Annotated in this window: 17 protein-coding genes; 6 read left to right on the forward strand and 11 right to left on the reverse strand. The window is 72.4% G+C overall.

The window, feature by feature from the left end:
- Positions 1-33 precede the first annotated feature (33 nt).
- Both OG361_RS01895 and OG361_RS01900 read left to right on the forward strand, forming a co-directional pair.
- Positions 34-405, forward strand: a complete 372-nt coding sequence (locus OG361_RS01895; protein ID WP_405851504.1) for an ArsR/SmtB family transcription factor — start codon at positions 34-36, stop codon at positions 403-405.
- Entirely contained in the window at positions 398-580 is a 183-nt protein-coding gene (locus tag OG361_RS01900) for a hypothetical protein (protein WP_405851505.1), read from the forward strand. Before OG361_RS01895 ends, OG361_RS01900 begins: the two co-directional genes overlap by 8 nt.
- Here the strand turns inward: OG361_RS01900 and OG361_RS01905 are convergent.
- Genes OG361_RS01905 through OG361_RS01915 form a run of 3 tightly spaced genes read right to left on the reverse strand, consistent with a single transcriptional unit; the run spans position 577 to position 2768 of the window.
- The gene (locus OG361_RS01905; protein ID WP_405851507.1) at positions 577-1365 is read right to left on the reverse strand and encodes a GNAT family N-acetyltransferase; all 789 of its coding nucleotides are present in this window, start codon (positions 1363-1365) and stop codon (positions 577-579) included. The genes OG361_RS01900 and OG361_RS01905 overlap by 4 nt on opposite strands.
- 51 nt (positions 1366-1416) lie before the next feature.
- Positions 1417-1557, reverse strand: coding sequence for a hypothetical protein (locus OG361_RS01910; protein WP_405851508.1), 141 nt, complete (start codon positions 1555-1557; stop codon positions 1417-1419).
- Entirely contained in the window at positions 1554-2768 is a 1215-nt protein-coding gene (locus tag OG361_RS01915; protein WP_405851509.1) for a cytochrome P450, read from the reverse strand. The genes OG361_RS01910 and OG361_RS01915 overlap by 4 nt, the downstream gene beginning before the upstream one ends.
- A gap of 292 nt (positions 2769-3060) precedes the next feature.
- Here OG361_RS01915 and paaK point away from each other — a divergent pair, with 292 nt between their 5' ends.
- Positions 3061-4353, forward strand: a complete 1293-nt coding sequence (gene paaK / locus OG361_RS01920) for a phenylacetate--CoA ligase PaaK (protein WP_405862009.1) — start codon at positions 3061-3063, stop codon at positions 4351-4353.
- Between the two features lie 47 nt (positions 4354-4400).
- Here paaK and OG361_RS01925 read toward each other — a convergent pair whose 3' ends face one another.
- On the reverse strand, positions 4401-5972 hold the full coding sequence (locus OG361_RS01925; RefSeq protein ID WP_405851510.1) for a fatty acyl-CoA synthetase: 1572 nt from the start codon (positions 5970-5972) through the stop codon (positions 4401-4403).
- A 126-nt stretch (positions 5973-6098) separates the two neighbouring features.
- Here OG361_RS01925 and OG361_RS01930 point away from each other — a divergent pair, with 126 nt between their 5' ends.
- On the forward strand, positions 6099-8549 hold the full coding sequence (locus OG361_RS01930) for a penicillin acylase family protein (protein ID WP_405851511.1): 2451 nt from the start codon (positions 6099-6101) through the stop codon (positions 8547-8549).
- A gap of 27 nt (positions 8550-8576) precedes the next feature.
- Here the strand turns inward: OG361_RS01930 and OG361_RS01935 are convergent, their stop codons facing one another.
- Both OG361_RS01935 and OG361_RS01940 read right to left on the reverse strand, forming a co-directional pair.
- The gene (locus OG361_RS01935) at positions 8577-9674 is read right to left on the reverse strand and encodes a calcium:proton antiporter (protein WP_405851512.1); all 1098 of its coding nucleotides are present in this window, start codon (positions 9672-9674) and stop codon (positions 8577-8579) included.
- Between the two features lie 41 nt (positions 9675-9715).
- On the reverse strand, positions 9716-10120 hold the full coding sequence (locus OG361_RS01940) for a MarR family winged helix-turn-helix transcriptional regulator (protein ID WP_384559780.1): 405 nt from the start codon (positions 10118-10120) through the stop codon (positions 9716-9718).
- 153 nt (positions 10121-10273) lie between these two features.
- Between OG361_RS01940 and OG361_RS01945 the strand changes: the two genes are divergently transcribed.
- Entirely contained in the window at positions 10274-11110 is an 837-nt protein-coding gene (locus OG361_RS01945; protein ID WP_405851513.1) for a nitroreductase/quinone reductase family protein, read from the forward strand.
- 61 nt (positions 11111-11171) lie between these two features.
- On the opposite strand, the gene OG361_RS01950 is transcribed toward OG361_RS01945, so the two are convergent.
- The 3 genes from OG361_RS01950 to OG361_RS01960 all read right to left on the reverse strand — a co-directional run bounded on the left by OG361_RS01950 (position 11172) and on the right by OG361_RS01960 (position 14797).
- Entirely contained in the window at positions 11172-12734 is a 1563-nt protein-coding gene (locus tag OG361_RS01950) for an acyl-CoA synthetase (RefSeq protein ID WP_405851514.1), read from the reverse strand.
- Positions 12731-13855: an NAD(P)H-dependent flavin oxidoreductase gene (locus tag OG361_RS01955; protein ID WP_405851515.1), complete on the reverse strand. Its 1125-nt coding sequence runs from the start codon at positions 13853-13855 to the stop codon at positions 12731-12733. Before OG361_RS01955 ends, OG361_RS01950 begins: the two co-directional genes overlap by 4 nt.
- 492 nt (positions 13856-14347) lie before the next feature.
- A complete protein-coding gene (locus tag OG361_RS01960; RefSeq protein ID WP_405851517.1) occupies positions 14348-14797 on the reverse strand; it encodes a hypothetical protein in 450 nt (149 codons plus the stop codon).
- A gap of 225 nt (positions 14798-15022) precedes the next feature.
- On the opposite strand from OG361_RS01960, the gene OG361_RS01965 reads away from it, so the two are divergent.
- Complete coding sequence (locus tag OG361_RS01965; RefSeq protein ID WP_405851518.1) at positions 15023-16831, forward strand: serine hydrolase; 1809 nt, start codon at positions 15023-15025, stop codon at positions 16829-16831.
- Positions 16832-16886: 55 nt separating this feature from the next.
- Here OG361_RS01965 and OG361_RS01970 read toward each other — a convergent pair whose 3' ends face one another.
- On the reverse strand, positions 16887-17795 hold the full coding sequence (locus OG361_RS01970; RefSeq protein ID WP_405851519.1) for a LysR family transcriptional regulator: 909 nt from the start codon (positions 17793-17795) through the stop codon (positions 16887-16889).
- A gap of 43 nt (positions 17796-17838) precedes the next feature.
- Positions 17839-19032 (reverse strand): glycine C-acetyltransferase, encoded by a 1194-nt coding sequence (locus tag OG361_RS01975; RefSeq protein WP_405851520.1) that lies wholly within the window; start codon positions 19030-19032, stop codon positions 17839-17841.
- Position 19033 lies beyond the last annotated feature (1 nt).

The raw sequence follows: 19033 nt of genomic DNA on the forward strand, positions 1-19033 counted from the left end.
TGTCGTACGATGCCCCCGGAGGTCCACACGACGATGCCCACACCACGCGCCACCGGCGGGGACCGCGTCCCGCCCCACCCCGACATCCGCGCGATCGACCTGCAACAGGTCCTGGAGGCCCTGGTCGACCCGGTCAGGCGGCAGATCGTCGCCGAGCTGTACGCGGCGGGCGAGGACCTGGCGTGCGGTGCGATCGCGCTCCCGGTCAGCAAGTCCACGGCCACCCACCACTTCCACGTACTCCGCGACGCCGGCCTCATCCGGCAGCACTACGCCGGCACGTCCCGCATGAACAGCCTGCGCGGCGAGGAGTTCGACGCACGGTTCCCGGGCCTGCTCCTCGCCGTGGTGACCGCCCACGGCCGCGACGGCCGCGGCACCGACGCCGAGAAACGCGGTGAGTGACCGCCGAGGGGACGACGACAGCGCCTACCGGGAGGCGGTCCAGGCCGCCGAGCGAGCCACCCGGTGGGGATGGGCCGCGATCGGCGTCGTCTCGTGCCTGCTCGTCACGGCCCTGATCGCCCTGGTGGTACTGGCCGTGCTCGCCCTCGCGTACGGGGCGGTCTCCGTGAACTAGACGTACGTGTACGGGGTCGTGGTGGAGAGGGTCAGGAAGCCGAGGCGCTGGAGGATCGGGCGGCTCGTGGCCGCCGCGTCGACCTGGACGTAGCGGTGGCCGCGGGACGCGGCGATGTGGGCGCGGTGCGCGACCAGCGCCCGGTAGAGGCCCCGGCCGCGCCAGCCCTCGACGGTGCCGCCGCCCCAGAGTCCGGCGAAGTCGGTGCCCGGGCAGAGTTCGAGGCGGGCCGCGCTGACGGGTTCGCCGGCCGCCACGGCGACGACGGCGGTGACCGTGTCCGGGTCGGCCGCGAGCCGGTCCAGGAGCTGGCGGCCGATGTGGGAGCTGTCGGTGCCGAAGGCCCGCTCGTGGACCTCGACCACCTGGCGGACCCCGGCCTCGTCGGTGACCGCACGCAGCTCGACGCCCTCGGGAAGCGGCACCTCCCGGGGCAGCGCGGCCGCCTCGGTGGCCATCAGGGTCTCGGGGTCCTCGGCGGTGAAGCCCGCGGCGATGAGCCGGTCCGCGAGGTCGGCGGGGCCGTCGTGCCCGTACAGCTTCCACTCGAAGGGCAGGCCGGCGGCGCGGTAGTGGTCGATCTGCGCGGCGATGGCGGCGTCGGCCCCGGTGGCGTCCAGGTCGGACCAGAGCACGCCGTTCCAGGCGTGCGCCGGTCCGGTCTGCCGGACGACGGGTCCGACGCGCTCGACACGGCACCCAGGCCCGTCGGGGCGCGCGTCCCGGCGCAGCTGACGGTCGTACAGGTCACGGAGGTGTCGGGGGTCCACGCGGGTCTGGTCCATGCGGGTCACTCCAGCACCTGCGTCCGGGTCCCGGCAACGGGATTACCCAGGTCAGGAGGGTGGTGCCGCCGGGGCCACCCCCGCTTCGTGGCGGCCCGCATCGTGGCGGAGCGGGGTGATCTGCTCGATGTCGCAGCGGAGGCGGAGCCGCTCGGCGGCTGCGTGGTCGACCTCGCCGCCCGCTCCTCTCACCAGGTGACGGGCAGGGTCTCGGGGCCCCGGATGAGGGCGCCGCGCTGCCAGCGGATCTGCTCCTCGGGGACGGCGAGGCGCAGGTTCGGGAAGCGGGTCCAGAGGGAGTCGAGGAGGATCTCCGACTCGATGCGGGCCAGGTCGGAGCCCGGGCAGTAGTGCGGTCCGTGGCCGAAGGCGACGTGCGGGTTGTATCCGCGGTCGAAGTCGAGCCGCTCGGGCTCGGGGAAGACCGCCGGGTCGCGGTTGGCCGTCAGGTAGGAGACGTAGACCGGTTCCCCGGCCGGGATCGTGACGCCGCCGACCTCGACGTCCTCCAGGGCGATCCGGGAGAGGCCGACCGCGTTGCGGTGGGGGATGTAGCGGAGGAGCTCGTCGACGGCCTGCGGGACCAGTTCGGGCTCGGCGCGCAGCCGGGCGAGGTGCTCGGGGTGGGTGAGCAGCGCGTACACCATGTTGGCGCTGTTGTTGCGGACGGCGTGGGCACCGCCGATCTGGATGAGTACGGCGAGCCCGACGGCCTCGTGCTCGGTGAGGACGTCCTCGTCGACGGCGTCGGCGAGGACGGCGGCGAGGGTCTCCTTGCCGGTGCCGTGGCTGCGGCCGACGAGTTCGGTGAAGTACCGGCTCAGCTCGGCCTTGGCCTGCTCGCCGGCCTCCCGCCCGGCGCCGGCGGAGAGGATCGTGTCGGACCAGCGGGCCATGAGCGGCTGGTCGCCCTCGGGTACGCCCATGAGTTCGCTGACCACGGCGAGCGGGAAGGGGCGGTTGACGAGCTCCATGAGGTCGGCGGGGGCGCCGTGCTCCTCGACCCGGTCCAGGAGCCGGTCCATGACCTCCTGGGCGTGGTCGCGCAGCGCGCGCAGGGCGCGCTCGCTGAAAGCGCGGGCGACGACGCGCCGCATCCGGGTGTGGTCCGGCGGGTCGGCGAAGCCGACGGCCCCTTCCAACGGGACGAAGTGCGGGGCGACGCGGGTGACGGAGCGTCCCCACACGGCCTGGCGGCTGAAGCGGGGGTCGACGGAGACGAACTTGACGTCCTCGTAGCGGGTGACGAGCCAGGCGTGGCCGTCGCCGTGGGGAAGCCGCACCCGGGTGACGGGGTCCTCGTGCAGCAGTCTGGCGAGCAGCGGGTCGAAGTCGAGGCCGGTGAGGTCGGGCACCGCCCAGAAGTGGACCTGGGGGGTGTCGGCGGTGTCGGTGGTGGTCACGGGGTCACCCCCGCCGTGGTGCCGGGGACGTGTGTGTCGAGCGTGAACAGGGCAGGCATGACGTTCACTTTTCCCCGGTGTGCCCCCTGATCGCCCCACCTCACCCGAAAGCACCCCAAGGTGTGATTCCGGGGTGAACCGCCTGCCCGGTGGGAGTGAACGCGTCCCACCCCTTGCCAACCCCCCGGCCTCGGTGGTTTTACTGGCCCGGAAAGGATCTACCGAATGATCGGTAGTCCGTTTTACGACAGCGTGGACGACGGTACGGGTGAAGGAGCGGCACATGCCGGATCTGACGGGACTGCTCGACAGCGGCGAACGGCTCGGGCGCGAGGAGCTGGCGGCACTGCAGCTGGAGCGGTTGCGCGCGACCCTGCGGCACGCGTACGAGAACGTGCCCTTCTACCGGGAGTCCTTCGACGCGGCCGGACTGTCGCCCGACGACTGCCGCACCCTCGCCGACCTGACCCGCTTCCCCTTCACCGCCAAGTCCGACCTGCGCGATCACTATCCCTTCGGCATGTTCGCCGTCGACCAGTCCCGGATCCGGCGCGTCCACGCCTCCAGCGGCACCACCGGCCGGCCGACCGTCGTCGGCTACACCGACCGGGACCTGGACACCTGGGCGGACGTGGTGGCCCGGTCCCTGCGCGCCGCGGGGGCTCGTCCGGGGCACAAGGTCCATGTGGCGTACGGATACGGCCTGTTCACCGGCGGTCTCGGCGCGCACTACGGGGCGGAGCGCCTCGGGTGCACGGTGATCCCGGCCTCGGGCGGCATGACGGCCCGGCAGGTGCAGCTCATCCAGGACTTCCGCCCCGAGATCATCATGGTGACCCCCTCGTACATGCTCACGCTGCTCGACGAGTTCGAGCGGCAGGGCGTGGACCCGCGGTCGACCTCGCTGAAGGTGGGCGTGTTCGGCGCCGAGCCGTGGACGGAGGCGATGCGGAAGGAGATCGAGGAGCGGTTCGCCATCGACGCGGTCGACATATACGGCCTGTCGGAGGTCATCGGCCCCGGCGTGGCCCAGGAGTGCGTGGAGACGAAGGACGGTCTGCACATCTGGGAGGACCACTTCTACCCGGAGATCGTGGACCCGTTCACGGGCGAGGTGCTGCCGGACGGCGAGGAGGGGGAGCTCGTCTTCACCTCGCTCACGAAGGAGGCCATGCCGGTGATCCGCTACCGGACGCGTGACCTGACCCGGCTGCTGCCGGGGACCGCGCGGGTGTTCCGGCGGATGGAGAAGGTCACGGGACGCAGCGACGACATGATCATCCTGCGCGGGGTGAACCTCTTCCCCACCCAGATCGAGGAGATCCTGCTCCGCACCCCGGCCGTGGCCCCGCACTTCCAGCTCCGGCTGACCCGGGAGGGACGGCTCGACGCCCTGACGGTACGGGCCGAGGCCCGGGCGGGGGCGACGGGTGAGGAGCGCGCGGAGGCGGCCAGGGCGATCGCGGCGGCGGTCAAGGACGGGGTCGGCGTCTCGGTCGGCGTCGAGGTGGTCGACCCCGAGACGCTGGAGCGGTCGGTGGGCAAGATCAAGCGGATCGTGGACCTGCGGGGGCAGGGGGTCTGACGGGACCCGGGGTTCGAGGCCGGCGACGCCCCGGGATTCCCCGCGCCTCAGGACTTCCCGGAGCCGCCGGAACTGCCGAAGTTGCCGGAGTCGCCGGAATCGCCGGAATCGCCGGAGTCGCCGAAGCGGTCCCGCAGCTCCCGCTTGAGGATCTTGCCGCTCGCGTTGCGGGGCAGTTCCGGTGTGAAGTGGATCCGCTTCGGCGCCTTGAAGTGCGCGAGCTTCTCCCGGGCGTGCGCGAGGAGTTCACCCTCCGTGACCTCGCCGCGCGGGACGACCACCGCCGTGACCGCCTCGATCCAGCGCTCGTCGGGGAGGCCGATCACGGCCACCTCGGCGACGCCCGGGTGGGTGTACAGGGCGTCCTCGACCTGGCGCGAGGCGACGAGCACTCCCCCGGAGTTGATGACGTCCTTCACCCGGTCGACGATGGTGAGATAGCCCTCGGAATCGCGGACGGCGAGGTCGCCCGAGTGGAACCAGCCGCCCCGGAAGGCCGCCTTGGTCTCCTCGTGCTTGCGCCAGTAGCCGTCGCAGAGCTGCGGGGAGCGGTAGACGATCTCGCCGGGGGTGCCGTCGGGCACGTCCTCGCCGTCCTCGTCGACGACCCGGGCCTCGACGTGGCGGACGGGGCGGCCGCAGGAGTCCATCCGGCCCTCGTGCTCGTCGGGTCCGAGGACGGTGGCGAGCGGGCCGATCTCCGACTGGCCGAAGCAGTTGTAGAAGCGCAGTCCGGGGAGGCGTGCCCGCAGACGTTCGAGGACCGGTACGGGCATGATCGAGGCCCCGTAGTAGGCCTTGCGCAGCGTCGAGAGGTCCCGGCCGGCGAAGTCGGGATGGTTGGCGAGCCCGATCCAGACGGTCGGCGGGGCGAAGAAGCTGTCCGCGCGGCCCGCCTCGATCAGGTCGAAGAGGACGGCCGGGTCGGGTCCGTCGACGATCGTGTTCTCGGCGCCGACGGCGAGGTAGGGCAGCAGGAAGACGTGCATCTGCGCCGAGTGGTACAGCGGCAGCGCGTGCACCGGCCGGTCGTCCTCGCGCAGGTCGAGGGCCTCGATGGCGCTCGCGTACTCGTGGACGAGCGCGCGGTGGGTCATCATCGCGCCCTTGGGGAGGGCGGTGGTGCCCGAGGTGTAGAGCAGCTGGACGACCTCCCGGGCGTCGTGGTCGGTGAGGTGCTCCTCCGGTACGGCGACCGCGTCGAGGAGTGAACCCGGCGCGTCCCGGAGCGGCTTGACGGCGAAGCCGTCCGGGACGCGGTCCACGAGGGCCGGGTCGGCGAGGACGAGCGAGCTCTCCGACTGCTCCAGGAGGTACGCGAGGTCGTCGCCGGTCAGGTGGTGGTTGACCGGCACGTGGATCAGGCCCGCCCGCGCGCAGGCCAGGAACGCGATGAGGTAGGCGTCCGAGTTGTGGCCGTAGGTCGCGACCCTGGCCTGGTCGGGCAGGCCGTGGCCGTGGTGCGGCTCCCGCAGGACGGCGGCCGCGGTGGTGACGGCCGCGTCCAGCTCGGCGTACGTCCAGGTCCGGTCGGCGTACCGGACGGCGATGCGGTCCGGGACGCGCTGGGCGCTCATGCGCAGGACGCCGTCGACGGTGCGGCTGAGGAGTCGTTCCATGCCGTGATCCTCGGCGTGCGGCGGGCGGAAGGTCAAGTACCGTGCGGCGCGCCGTACATCCTCCGAACCTCCCCCCGACCTCGGATACCGAACGGGATGTTGACAAGGGTCCACCCAACTGCGTGCATGGTCCAACCCGCAGTGCTCATCCATCCGTTGGGAGGCACCTTGCACCTCCGCACTCGCCTGAAACGCCTGAAGCACCTGAAGCACCTGGCACTCACCGGCGCGGCGCTCGCCGTCGTCACCGCCACGCTGCCCGGCGCGGCGGCGGCCGACTCCGGGGACCGGGGCCACCGGCCGTCCGACCGGGGCCTGTCGGCCGTCATCCGGTACACCGAGTACGGCATCCCGCACATCGTGGCGAAGGACTACGCGAACCTGGGCTTCGGTACGGGCTGGGCGCAGGCCGCCGACCAGGTCTGCGTCCTCGCCGACGGCTTCCTGACCGTGAACGGTGAACGCTCCCGGCACTTCGGTCCGGACGCCGCCCCGGACGGCTCGCTGTCCTCGGCCGCCACCAACCTCTCCAGCGATCTGTACTTCCGCGGCGTGAAGGACGCCGGGACGGTCGAGGAGCTGCTCCGGACCCCCGCGCCGGCCGGGCCGAGCGGCGACCTCAAGGAGCTGATGCGCGGCTGGGCGGCCGGCTACAACGCCTGGTTGCGGAAGAACCGGATCACGGATCCCGCCTGCGCGGGGGCCGACCGGGTCCGTCCGGTGAGCGCGCTCGACGTCGCACGGCGCGGTTTCGCCGTGTCGGTGCTCGGTGGGCAGGGCCGGGCCGTCGACGGCATCACCGCCGTGCGGCCGCCCGCCGCTCCCCCGGCAGGAACGGCGGGGACCGCACCCGATCCGGCGCGCGCCGCCGAGGCGGCCCGTGCGCTGTTCGCCGCCGAGAACGCCACCATGGGCTCCAACGCCGTCGCGTTCTCCGGGGCCACGACGGCCAACGGGCGCGGGCTGCTCCTGGGCAATCCGCACTACCCCTGGCAGGGCGGTCGCCGCTTCTGGCAGTCCCAGCAGACCATCCCGGGCGAGCTGAACGTCTCGGGCGCCTCGCTCCTCGGCACGACGGTCGTGAACATCGGCTTCAACGACAAGGTGGCCTGGAGCCACACCGTCGCCACCGGAGTCCCCCTCAACCTGCACCAGTTGACGCTCGCCCCGGGCGACCCGACCTCCTACCTGGTGGACGGCCGGCCCGAGCGGATGACCCCGCGCACGGTGACCGTGCCGGTCAAGGACGGCGCCCCCGTCACCCGTACCCAGTGGTGGACCCGGTACGGCCCGGTCGTCGGCGGGCTCGGCGCACAGCTCCCGCTGCCGTGGACGGCCACGACGGCGTACGCGCTCAACGACCCCAACGCGACCAACCTGCGCGGCTCCGACACCGCGCTCGGCTTCGGCAAGGCACGCTCGACGCGGGACGTCGCCGACACCCTGCGGCGCACCCAGGGCCTGCCGTGGGTCAACACGATCGCGGCCGACTCGGCGGGGCACTCCTACTTCAGTCAGTCCCAGGTGCTTCCCCGGATCACCGACGAGCTCGCCCAGCGCTGCTCCACCCCGCTCGGCCGCGCCACGTACCCGGCCTCGGGTGTCGCGGTGCTCGACGGCTCGCGCTCCGACTGCGCGCCCGGCTCCGACCCGGACGCGGTCCAGCCGGGGATCTTCGGTCCGGCGCGGATGCCGGTGCTGCACGACACCGCGTACGTCGAGAACTCCAACGACAGCGCCTGGCTGACCAACGCCGACCGGCCGCTCACCGGCTACGAGCGGGTCTTCGGCACCGTCGCCACCCAGCGCTCGCTGCGCACCCGGGGCGGTGTCGAGGACGTGGCGGCGATGGCGGACCGGGGGCGGCTCACGGTGGCCGACCTCCAGCGCCAGCAGTTCGCCAACCGGGCCCCGGCCGGTGACCTGGCGGCGGCCGACGTGGCCGCTGCCTGCCCGGCGGCGCTGCCGGACGATCCCGAGGCCTGCCGGGTGATCGGGGCCTGGGACCGGACGGTGAACGCGGAGAGCCGGGGCGCGCTGTTCTTCGACCGGTTCTGGCGGAAGTTCACCGGTTCGGTGCCGTCGGCCGAGCAGTGGAAGGTGCCGTTCTCGGCGGCCGACCCGGTCCGTACGCCGAACACGGTGAACACGGCGGTGCCGGGCTTCGCCAAGGCCCTGCGGGACGCGGCGGCGGAGCTGCGGGCGGCGGGGATCCCGCTGGACGCGCCGCTCGGCTCCCACCAGTTCGTCGTACGGAACGGGGAGCGGATCCCGGTGAGCGGCGGGACCGAGTCGCTGGGTGTCTGGAACAAGACCGAGCCTGTGTGGAACGCGGCGGGCGGCGGCTATGTGGAGGTCGCGCACGGGACCAGCCACGTACAGGCGGTGGGCTGGGACGGGGGCCGGTGCCCGGTGGCCCGCACCCTGCTCTCGTACTCCCAGTCCTCGAACCCGGCGTCGCCGCACTACAGCGACCAGACCCGGCTGTACGCGGGCGAGCGCTGGGTGACCTCCCGGTTCTGCGAGAAGGACATCCTGCGCTCGCCGGCGCTGCGGGTGGTGGTCGTCAGGGGCTGAACGAGCCGTCAAGGGCTGAAGGAGCCCTCAGGGGCTGAACGAGAGGAACACGAAGGCGGCGAAGATCACGAGATGGACGCCGCCCTGAAGGAGTGTGGCCCGTCCGGGCACCACGGTCAGCGCGCTCACCACACCGGTGAGGGTGAGCAGGACCAGATGGAGCGGGCCGAGGCCCAGCACCAGGGGCCCGGACAGCCAGATCGAGGCGAGCGCGATCGCCGGAATCGTCAGACCGATGCTGGCGATCGCGGAGCCGTAGGCGAGGTTGAGGCTGGTCTGCATGCGGTCCCGGCGGGCCGCGCGGACGGCTGCGAGGGTCTCGGGGAGCAGCACCATCAGGGCGATGACGACACCGACGACCGCCTTGGGCAGACCCGCCGACTGGACGCCGTCCTCGATGGTCGGCGAGATCAGCTTGGCGTTGCCGACGACCGCGACGAGGGCGACGACGAGCAGGCCGAGGCTGGCCATGGTCTCGGGCCTGCCCGGCGGGTCGGCGTGCTCGTCCGCCGAATCCTGTCCCGGCCGTGGCACGGGGAGGAAGTAGTCGCGGTGCCGGACCGTCTGCACGGTGACGAACACGCCGTACAGACAGAGGGAGGCGACGGCGGCGAAGGCGAGCTGGGCGGGGGAGAACTCGGGGCCGGGCTGGCTCGTGGTGAAGGTCGGCAGGACCAGCGTCATGGTGGCGAGGGTGCAGACGGTCGCGAGCGCGCCGCCGGAGCCCTCGGCGTTGAAGACCGCGACGCGGTTGCGGAGTGCGCCGACGAGGAGGGAGAGACCGACGATGCCGTTGCAGGTGATCATGACGGCGGCGAAGACCGTGTCGCGGGCGTAGGTCGAGGTCTTCTCTCCGCCTCCCACCATGAGGGAGACGATGAGGCCGACCTCGATGACGGTGACGGCGACGGCGAGCACGAGCGAACCGTAGGGTTCGCCGACGCGGTGGGCGACGACCTCCGCATGGTGGACAGCGGCGAGGACGGCGGCGAAGAGGCAGAGCGCGATGAGCGCGACGGCGAAGCCGGGGAGGTCGCGCCCCCAGGCCACGCCGAGCGCAAGCGCCGCCACCACCGGCCCCCAGGTGGTCCACTGCCGTGCCATTGACGCCGTACTCGAACTCATGATCCGCATCCTGCCACAAAGGAGGCTTTCGCCCGTTTCGTTCAGTCGTCGTGGTCGGTGAGGCCGCGCTCGTACGCGGCGAGGGTCTCGACGAACATCCGCCGCTCGGCCGGACCGAGCGGCGCGAGGGCCGCGCGCCAGGCGCCGGCGCTGCGACCGAGCCAGCCGTCGATGGCCGCGCGGTGCCCCTCGGCGATCGAGACGATCTTGCGCCTGCGATCCGCGGGGTCCTCGACCCGCTCCAGGACACCCTTCTTCGCCAGGTCCCCGACCATCAGGCTCACCGTGGTGGGGGCGACCTCCAGGCGGGCCGCGAGCTCGTTGACGCTCAGCGGTCCGTCGAACAGGAGGTAGGCGAGCAGGGAGAGGTGGCGGGGCGCGAGCGTGAGCGACTGCAGCTCGTCGGGGATCCTGATGCGCTTGACCCGCCCGACCATCCGGGGCATGAGCAGCAGCAGCGTACGGACGGCCTCGTCCACGTCCGGGCCGTCGGCGGCCCCGCTCCCCTGGCGCGCGCTTGACACCCTGCACCCTCCCTTTTAGCTTTGCTTTCAAAGCAAATAGATCTGTCGTGATCGATGCTACCGGAGGGCACTGCCATGTCCGCTTTCAACCAGCAGGTCATCGAGGAGTTCCGCGCCAACGGCGGGCGCGTGGGCGGGATGTTCGCGGGGGCTTCCCTGCTGCTGCTCACCACGACGGGCGCCCGCAGCGGCCGCCCGCACACCACTCCGGCCGTGTACGTGCACGACGGGGCACGACTGTTGGTCTTCGCCTCGAACGCCGGCGGGCCGAAGCACCCGGCCTGGTTCCACAACCTCCGCGCCGACGCGCACGTGAGCGTCGAGATCGGCACGGCGGAGGGGGCCGTCGAACGCTTCAGGGCGACGGCGGTCGTGATCGAGGGCGAGGAGCGGGACCGGTTGTACGCGGAGCAGTGCCGGCGGGATCCGGCGTTCTCCGCCTACGAGGCGGGGACGGACCGGATCATCCCCGTCGTCGCCCTGCACCGCGTCGACCTCACGGATCCGGCCCGGCGCCGGGCCGTCGCGGCCCACCTGGTCAAGGTCCACGACGAGCTGCGCGCCGAACTCGCCGCCCTCCGCGAGGGCCTGGGGTCCCCGAAGCCGGTGCTCGGCCGGCAGCTCGCCCGCCACTGCCTGGCCTTCTGCGGCGCGCTGCACGCCCACCACCACAACGAGGACGGCGTCTTCGACCTCCTGGAGGGGCAGTTCCCCGAGCTCGCGGAGGCCCTGGACCGGATGCGCGAGGAGCACCGGGTGGTCGCCCGCACGGTGGAGGAACTGGAGGCCCTGCTCGCCTCCGGGGCCGCTCCGGCGACCCTGCGGACCGAGGTGGACCGACTGGCGTCGCGCCTCGAAGAGCACTTCGCCTACGAGGAGGCGCAGCTGCTCCCCGCGCTGGCACCGGAATAGCCAGGGGGTGCCTTGTCGATCAGGCCGGAGCCGCGAGCCCGGCCTGATCGACAAGGCACCCCTAGAGCGGGCGTTCGTGGCCCTCCCAGTACGGGTCGCGGAGGCGGCGCTTGTACAGCTTGCCGTTGGGGTCGCGGGGCATGGTGGTGACGAAGTCGACCGACTTGGGGCGCTTGAAGCCGGCGAGGCGGTCCGCGCAGTGGGTCAGGATCTCGTCGGCGAGCACGGGCCCCGCCTCGTACCCCTCGGCCGCCTCGACGACCGCCTTGACCTCCTCCCCCCAGTCGGCGTGCGGGATGCCGAAGGCGGCCGCGTCCGCGACGGCGGGGTGGGTGAGGAGCGCGGCCTCGATCTCGGCCGGGTAGATGTTGACCCCGCCCGAGATGATCATGTCGATCTTGCGGTCGCGGAGGAAGAGATAGCCGTCCGCGTCGAGGACGCCGAGGTCGCCGACGGTGAAGAAGTCGCCGATGCGGTTCTTCGCCGTCTTCGCCTCGTCCTTGTGGTACTGGAATCCGCCGCTGCTCATCTTCAGGTACACGGTGCCGAGTTCGCCGGGCGGCAGGCGCTTCCCGTCGTCGTCGAAGACGGCGAGCTCGCTGATGGGCCAGGCCCGCCCCACCGTGCCGGGCTTCTTCAGCCACTCCTCGGCGGTGGCGAAGGCGCCGCCGCCCTCGCTGGCCGCGTAGTACTCCTCGACGCACCGGCCCCACCAGTCGATCATCGCCCGCTTGACGTGCTCGGGGCAGGGCGCGGCGCCGTGGATGGCGTGGCGCATGGAGGAGACGTCGTACCGCTCGCGCACCTCCTCGGGGAGGGAGAGCAGGCGGTGGAACTGGGTGGGGACCATGTGCGTGTGGGTGCACGCGTACCGGTCGATCAGCCGCAGCATCTCCTCCGGCGTCCACCGGTCCATGAGGACGAGCGGGTGCCCGATGTGGAGGGCGGCGGAGGCGAACTGGAGGACGGCGGTGTGGTAGAGCGGCGAGCAGACGAGGTGGACGTTTCCGTCGGCGGGCCGGATGCCGAAGATGCCGAGGAAGCCGCCGAGCGGGGTCTCCTCGGGGAGCCTTCCGGGCAGCGGGCGGCGGATGCCCCGGGGCCGTCCGGTGGTCCCCGAGGTGTAGTTCATGACCCAGCCGAGGGTGCGGTCGGCGGGCGCGGAGCCGTCCTGCCCGTCGAGGAGTTCGGCGTACGGGCGGAAGCCGGGGACCGTGCCGACGGCGTAGCGGTGGGTGGGGGCGAGCCCGGCCTCGTCGGCGGCGAGGGTCGCCGCCTCGGCGAACCGCTCGTGGGTCAGCAGGACCTTGGCGCCGGAGTCGGCGACGATCCAGGCGATCTCGGGGCCGACGAAGTGGTGGTTGACGGGGACGAGGTAGAACCCGGCCTGGGTGGCGGCGAGATGCGCGGTGAAGAACTCGGGGCCGTTGGGCAGGACGACGGCGAAGGAGTCTCCGCGTTCGAGTCCGGCGGCGCGCAGCCCGTGGACGAGCCGGTTGGCCTCGGTGTGCAGCCGGCCGGCGGTCCACTCCTCGCCGTCGGGGGCGACGAGCACCGTACGGCCGGGGTCGGCGGCGGCCTGGGCCCAGAAGCCGGCGGGGCCGATCGCGGTGCCCTGGCTCACTGTTCGCTCCGTCCTGCGATGCGGTTGATGCGGTCGACGGCCTTCTCGAAGCCCCTGGTGAGCTCGTCGACGACCTGTTGGACGCTGCGCTCGGAGTTCATCCGGCCGACGATCTGCCCGACGGGTGTTCCGAGCAGCGGATCGACCTCGTACTTCTGGATACGGGAGACGGCCTCGGCGACCAGGAGTCCCTGGAGCGGCATGGGGAGCGGGCCGGGGCCCGACGGGTCGTCCCAGGCGTCGGTCCACTCGGTGCGGAGCTGGCGCGCGGGCTTGCCGGTCAGGGCGCGGGAGCGGACGGTGTCGCCGGAGCCGGCGGCGAGGAGCTTGGCGGTCAGGGCGCGCGAGTGGAGATCGGCCTCGGTGGTGGTGAGCCAGATCGATCCGAGCCAGACGCCCTGGGCGCCGAGGGCGAGTCCGGCGGCGATCTGCTCTCCGCTGCCGATGCCTCCGGCGGCGAGCACCGGGAGCGGGGAGACCGCTTCGACGACCTCGGGCGTGAGGACCATGGAGGCGATCTCGCCGGTGTGGCCGCCGGCCTCGTACCCCTGGGCGACGACGACGTCGATGCCGGCGTCGGCGTGGTGGCGGGCATGGCGGGCGCTGCCGGCCAGGGCGGCGACGAGGACCCCGTGGTGGTGGGCGCGGGCGACGACGTCCGGGGGCGGGGAGCCGAGGGCGTTGGCGAGCAGTTTGATCGGGTAGTCGAAGGCGACGTCGAGCTGGCCGCGGGCGACCTGCTCCATCCAGCCGGTGATGCGCCACCCGGAGGCCTCGCCCTCGGCGAGTTCGGGCACGCCGTGCTTGGCGAGGGTCGCGCGGACGAACGCGCGGTGCTCCTCGGGGATCATGGCCTCGACGTCCGCCTCGCTCAGTGTCTGATTTTCCGGGGCCTCGATCTTCTTGGCGGGCATCACCACGTCGAGTCCGTAGGGCAGGCCGTCGGTGTGCTCCTGCATCCAGTCGAGGTCGCGGGCGAGGTCGTCGGGCGCGGTGTAGCGGACCGCGCCGAGGACTCCGAATCCGCCGGCTCTGGTGAGTGCGGCGGCCACCGCGGGGAAGGGCGTGAAGCCGAAGATGGCGTGCTCGATCCCCAGTGTGCGACTCAGCTCCGTCTTCATGGGCGGCAGGATGCCGCAGCGGCGCGACGGAGGGAAGAGATTTTCTGATGCTGCGTCAGATTCTTTCGGGACGGCACCTGCCGACGCGCTTCATCCTTCCTCCGAGGCGTCGACGGCCGGCGCAGCGTCCTGTAGCGCGCGGCGTGCTGTCCGCTGTGCCTGCAGTGCGGCCCTCGCCGCAGCGACCTCCCGCTCGATCTGCTCCGTCAGCAGACGTATCCGAGCTTCTCGCTCCGCACCGGTCAAGCCCGTAAGGCCCAGTCTGGCGTCACGTTCCTCCTGGGACACGGCGTCCCTCCTCTCCACAGTCGACCCCATCGTCCCCAGCCCGCATCCGGCTGTGAAGGGTCTGCCACGAAGACGAAGCGAACCATGCGCGTCCTGGCCGTCGTCGCCCCGGGGCCAGGGCGACGACGGCCGGCGCGCCGTTCTGACCTTGACGCGCCACGGGGCCCCGGCAGGGCCCCGTGGATTCCACCACTGCCGGCCGATTCAGCTGATGATGTGCTCGTCGAGGAGCTCCTGGAACAGACCGCCGTCCGCCTCGGTGAGGCCGAAGTCGCCCCAGGTGCGTCCGGCGTCGGCGAGCATCTGCGCGGCGGTCGCCCGGCCCGGGAATCGGGCTTCGAGGCGTTCCAGCTCGGGGAAGGCTTCCTCGATCCGCACCAGCGAGTCCAGGTGGGCCTGGCTGTCGGCCACCTCGGCCACCGCCTGGGCGTGCTCGGCCTTCATCTGGGCCAGGGTGAACAGCGCTTCGTGCCGGTTGCCCTTCAGGACGTCGCGGGCGATCTGGACGACCTCGGGGATGTCGAGGTCGGGACGCTCGGCGTGCACGATACGCGCCTGGGTCTCGATCAGGTCGACCGCGTCCCGGGGGAGCACATCGCCCAGCTCGGTGAGGAGGGACGTGAAGAGGGTCTCGAAGTCAGTGGCGTTTCTCATGACTTGGTAACGAGGCTCGCGATCGACGGTGACCGGCCGGCGGGTACGTGCGTCGTTCCGTACGTCGTTCCGTACGTCGTTCCGTACGTCGTTCCGTACGTCGTTCCGTACGTCGTTCCGTACGTCGATACGGCGGCTGCGCATCCGTCGCGCGGCGCGGCACATCGCTCGTACGGCGGCGGCACGTCGACGTTTCGCCGCGGCCCCTCGTGGGAGAGGGTGGGCATGACGGAGGATGCGGCACGAGACGGAGTTCTGAGTCGGCGCGCGTTCGGCGGCGGCGTACTGGCCCTGGGAGGCGCGGTGATGATCGGTGCTGTGCCCGGGGCATCGGCAGTCCCCGGCCCCGAGGGGACGGGACCCGGCGCCGCCCTCGGGGCGGGCTCCGGGGCTGCGGCGACGGCGCGGCGGACCACGCTGCGGCGCGGGTCGGCCGAGCGGGCCGGGCTGCTCTCCGAGCACCTGGACCGGCTGGTCTCGGATGCCGAGGCCTTCCTCGCCCCCTCCCCCACGCACCCCTGGTACGCGGGAGCCGTCCTGCTCGCCGGGCGCGGCGGAACGGTCGCCCTCCACCGGCCGATCGGCTCCGCCGTGCGGTACTCCGCGTACGACGAGAAGACGGACACGGGAGTCGAGCTGCCGCCCGGGGAACGGCTCCCGATGACCGAGGACACGGTCTTCGACCTGGCGTCCGTCTCCAAGCTGTTCACCTCGATCCTGGCGGTGCAGCAGATCGAGCGCGGCGCCCTGGAGCTGGAGGCGAAGGTCACCGCGTACCTCCCTGAGTTCGGGGGCGGCGGGAAGCAGGACATCACGGTCCGTCAGCTGCTCACGCACACCTCGGGGTTCCGGTCCTGGATCCCGCTGTACCGGGAGCCGACGCGGGAGGGGAAGCTGCGGCTGCTCTGGAACGAGGTCCCGGCGAACCCACCGGGCTCCGCGTACCTCTACTCCGACCTGAACCTGATCTCGCTCCAGCTGATCCTGGAGGAGATCACCGCTCGCGGTCTCGACACCCTGCTCCACGACGAGATCAGCGCTCCGCTGGGGATGCACCGCACTCGTTTCAACCCCCCGCTCTCGTGGCGGCCGGAGATCGCGGCGACCGAGGACGCCCGGCGACCCTGGTCGGGGCTCGACCGGGGCATGGTGTGGGGCGAGGTCCACGACGAGAACGCCTTCGCTCTCGGCGGGGTCGCGGGTCACGCCGGAGTCTTCTCGCGCGCCTGGGACCTCGCGATCCTGGCCCGCACCCTGCTCAACGGCGGGGCGTACGGCCGTGCCCGCATCCTCTCCCCCGAATCCGTGGCGCTGATGTTCACCGACTTCAACACCGCCTTCCCCGGCGATGAACACGGGCTCGGCTTCGAGCTCCACCAGCACTGGTACATGGGCGCGATGGCCACCCCGCACACGGCCGGCCACACCGGGTTCACCGGCACCAGTCTCGTCCTGGACCCGACGACCGACGCCTTCCTGATCGTCCTCGGCAACTCCGTACACCCGGTGCGCTCCTGGCGGTCCGGCTCGGCACCCCGGGTCGCCGCGGCGAACAACCTGGCCCGCGCCGTCCCCGTCCGCCCCACCCGTGGCCGTACCTCCTGGTTCTCCGGAATGGCGAGCGCCACTACCGCCACCCTGACGCTCCCTCATGTGGTGGGCTCCGCACGCCTGGCGTGCGCGCTGTGGTGGGACACCGAGCCGGGTGCCGACCCGGTCGCCCTTGAGGCCTCGGCCGACGGCGGCACGACCTGGCAGTCGGTGCCCTTCACCACCGACGGCCGCACCGAGCACCCGACGGGCACGGTCGGCGGCTGGTCAGGACGCGTCTGGCACACCGTGTCCGCGCCGCTGCCCGGGACGGACACGCTCCTGCGCTGGCGGTACACCACGGACCCGCGGTACGTGGGTCGAGGCGTGTACGTGGACGGGCTGCGGCTTCTCGACAGGGCGGGGCGCACGGTGTTCGACGAGGCGCGGCCGGCTGACGGGGCACGGATCGAGGCGAACGGCTGGACCAGATCGGCCGATTGAGAACGCCGGCGGCGAACCACCGGGGCGCCCGGCCATCCGCCCGGCGGACGGGGGGTCAGTCGCCGGATTCCGACGCCGTGCGCAGGGCGGTCAGTACGGGGCTGATCAGAGGGTGCTCCTCCGCACCGCGCCGGACGGCGGCGAAGACCCTGCGGGTCGGGGCGACGCCGTCGATCGGGCGGACCTCCACGCCCGTGAGTTCCATGCCGCGCAGGGCCGAACGCGGCACGAGCGCCACTCCGGCGGAGGCCGCGGCGAGGGCGACGACCGCGCGGAAGTCGTCGGACGAGTGCTCCAGGCTCAGCGTGAACCCGGCGTACTCGCAGGCCAGGACGGTCACGTCATGACAGGGATTGCCGGCGGACTGGCCGATCCAGGCGTCCTTGGCGAGGTCGCCGAGCGCGACCCGCTCGCCGGCCGCCAGTGGATGGCCGGGCGGCAGGACCGCGTCGAAGGGTTCCGCGTAGAGCGGGACCCGGGTGAGCCGGGCGTCGTCCTCGCCGGGGGCGCCGCGGTACTCGACGGCGACCGCCACGTCCACCTGCCGGTCCAGGACCATCAGGAGGCTCTCGTCGCCCTCGGCGTCCCGGACCCGGACCCGGATGCCGGGCGCGGTGCCGGCCAGCGCCCTGATCGCGGGGGCCACCACCAGCCCGATGCCGGTGGCGAAGGCGGCGACCGTGACCGTACCGGCCTCGCCCGAACCGTAGGCGGCGAGCTCGGACTCGGCTCGCTCCAGCTGGGCGAGGACGGCGTTGGCGTGGCTGAGCAGGATCTCGCCGGCCGGGGTGAGTCGCGCGCCGCGGGCGCTGCGGTCCACCAGGCGGTGACCGGTCTCCTGCTCCAGGGCGGCGAGCTGCTGGGAGACCGCGGAGGGGGTGAGATAGAGCGCGGCGGCCGCCGCCGTGACCGTACGGTGGTCCGCCACCGCACGGAGGATGTGCAACCGCCGCGCTTCGATCATGTCCCCAGTCTCGCAGGCCGCGGGGCCTGCGCCCGCCACAGCCCTACAGGGCCGCGCGGGCCTCGACGAACGCGTCCACGGCCCGGTTCACGTCCTCCATGGAGTGCGCGGCGGAGAGCTGCACGCGGATACGGGCCTGGCCCTGCGGCACGACCGGGTACGAGAAGCCGATCACGTACACGCCGCGCTCCAGGAGCAGCTCGGCCATCCGGCCGGCCACGGCGGCGTCGCCGATCATCACGGGGGCGATGGCGTGGTCGCCGGGGAGGATGTCGAAGCCCTCCTCGGTCATGCGGGAGCGGAAGAGCGCCGTGTTGGCGTTCAGCCGGTCGCGCAGGTCACCCGCGGACTCCAGCAGGTCGAGGACCTTGAGGGAGGCGGCGGCGATGACCGGCGCGAGGGTGTTGGAGAAGAGGTACGGGCGGGAGCGCTGGCGCAGCAGGGCGACGATCTCGGCGCGGGCCGCGACGTAGCCGCCGGAGGCGCCGCCGAGGGCCTTGCCGAGGGTGCCGGTGATGATGTCGACGCGGTCCATGACGCCGTGCAGCTCGGGGGTGCCGCGGCCGCCGGGGCCGACGAAGCCGACCGCGTGCGAGTCGTCGACCATCACCATGGCGTCGTAGCGCTCGGCCAGGTCACAGATCTCGGCGAGCGGGGCGACGTAGCCGTCCATCGAGAAGACGCCGTCGGTGACGATCAGCTTGCGCCGGGCGCCGCCCTCGCCGGCCTCCTTGAGCTGCTGCTCCAGGTCGGACATGTCGCGGTTGGCGTAGCGGAAGCGGCGGGCCTTGGAGAGGCGGATGCCGTCGATGATCGAGGCGTGGTTGAGGGCGTCGGAGATGACGGCGTCCTCGGGGCCGAGGATCGTCTCGAAGACTCCGCCGTTGGCGTCGAAGCAGGAGGAGTAGAGGATCGTGTCCTCCTGGCCGAGGAAGGCCGAGAGGCGCGCCTCCAGCTCCTTGTGCACCTCCTGCGTGCCGCAGATGAAGCGGACGGAGGCCATGCCGTAGCCCCAGCGGTCGAGCGCCGCGTGGGCGGCGGTGACGACCTCGGGGTGGTCGGCCAGGCCGAGGTAGTTGTTGGCGCAGAAGTTGAGGACCTCGCCGGGGCGGCCGCCCGCGGTGACGGCGACGGTGGCCGACTGGGGGGTGCCGATCACGCGCTCGGGCTTGTGGAGCCCGGCCTGGCGGATCTCTTCGAGGGTGGCACGGATGTCGTCGCGTACGGAATCGAACATG

Origin of the sequence: Streptomyces sp. NBC_00090, from assembly GCF_045160815.1 — a bacterium.
GTDB lineage: Bacteria > Actinomycetota > Actinomycetes > Streptomycetales > Streptomycetaceae > Streptomyces.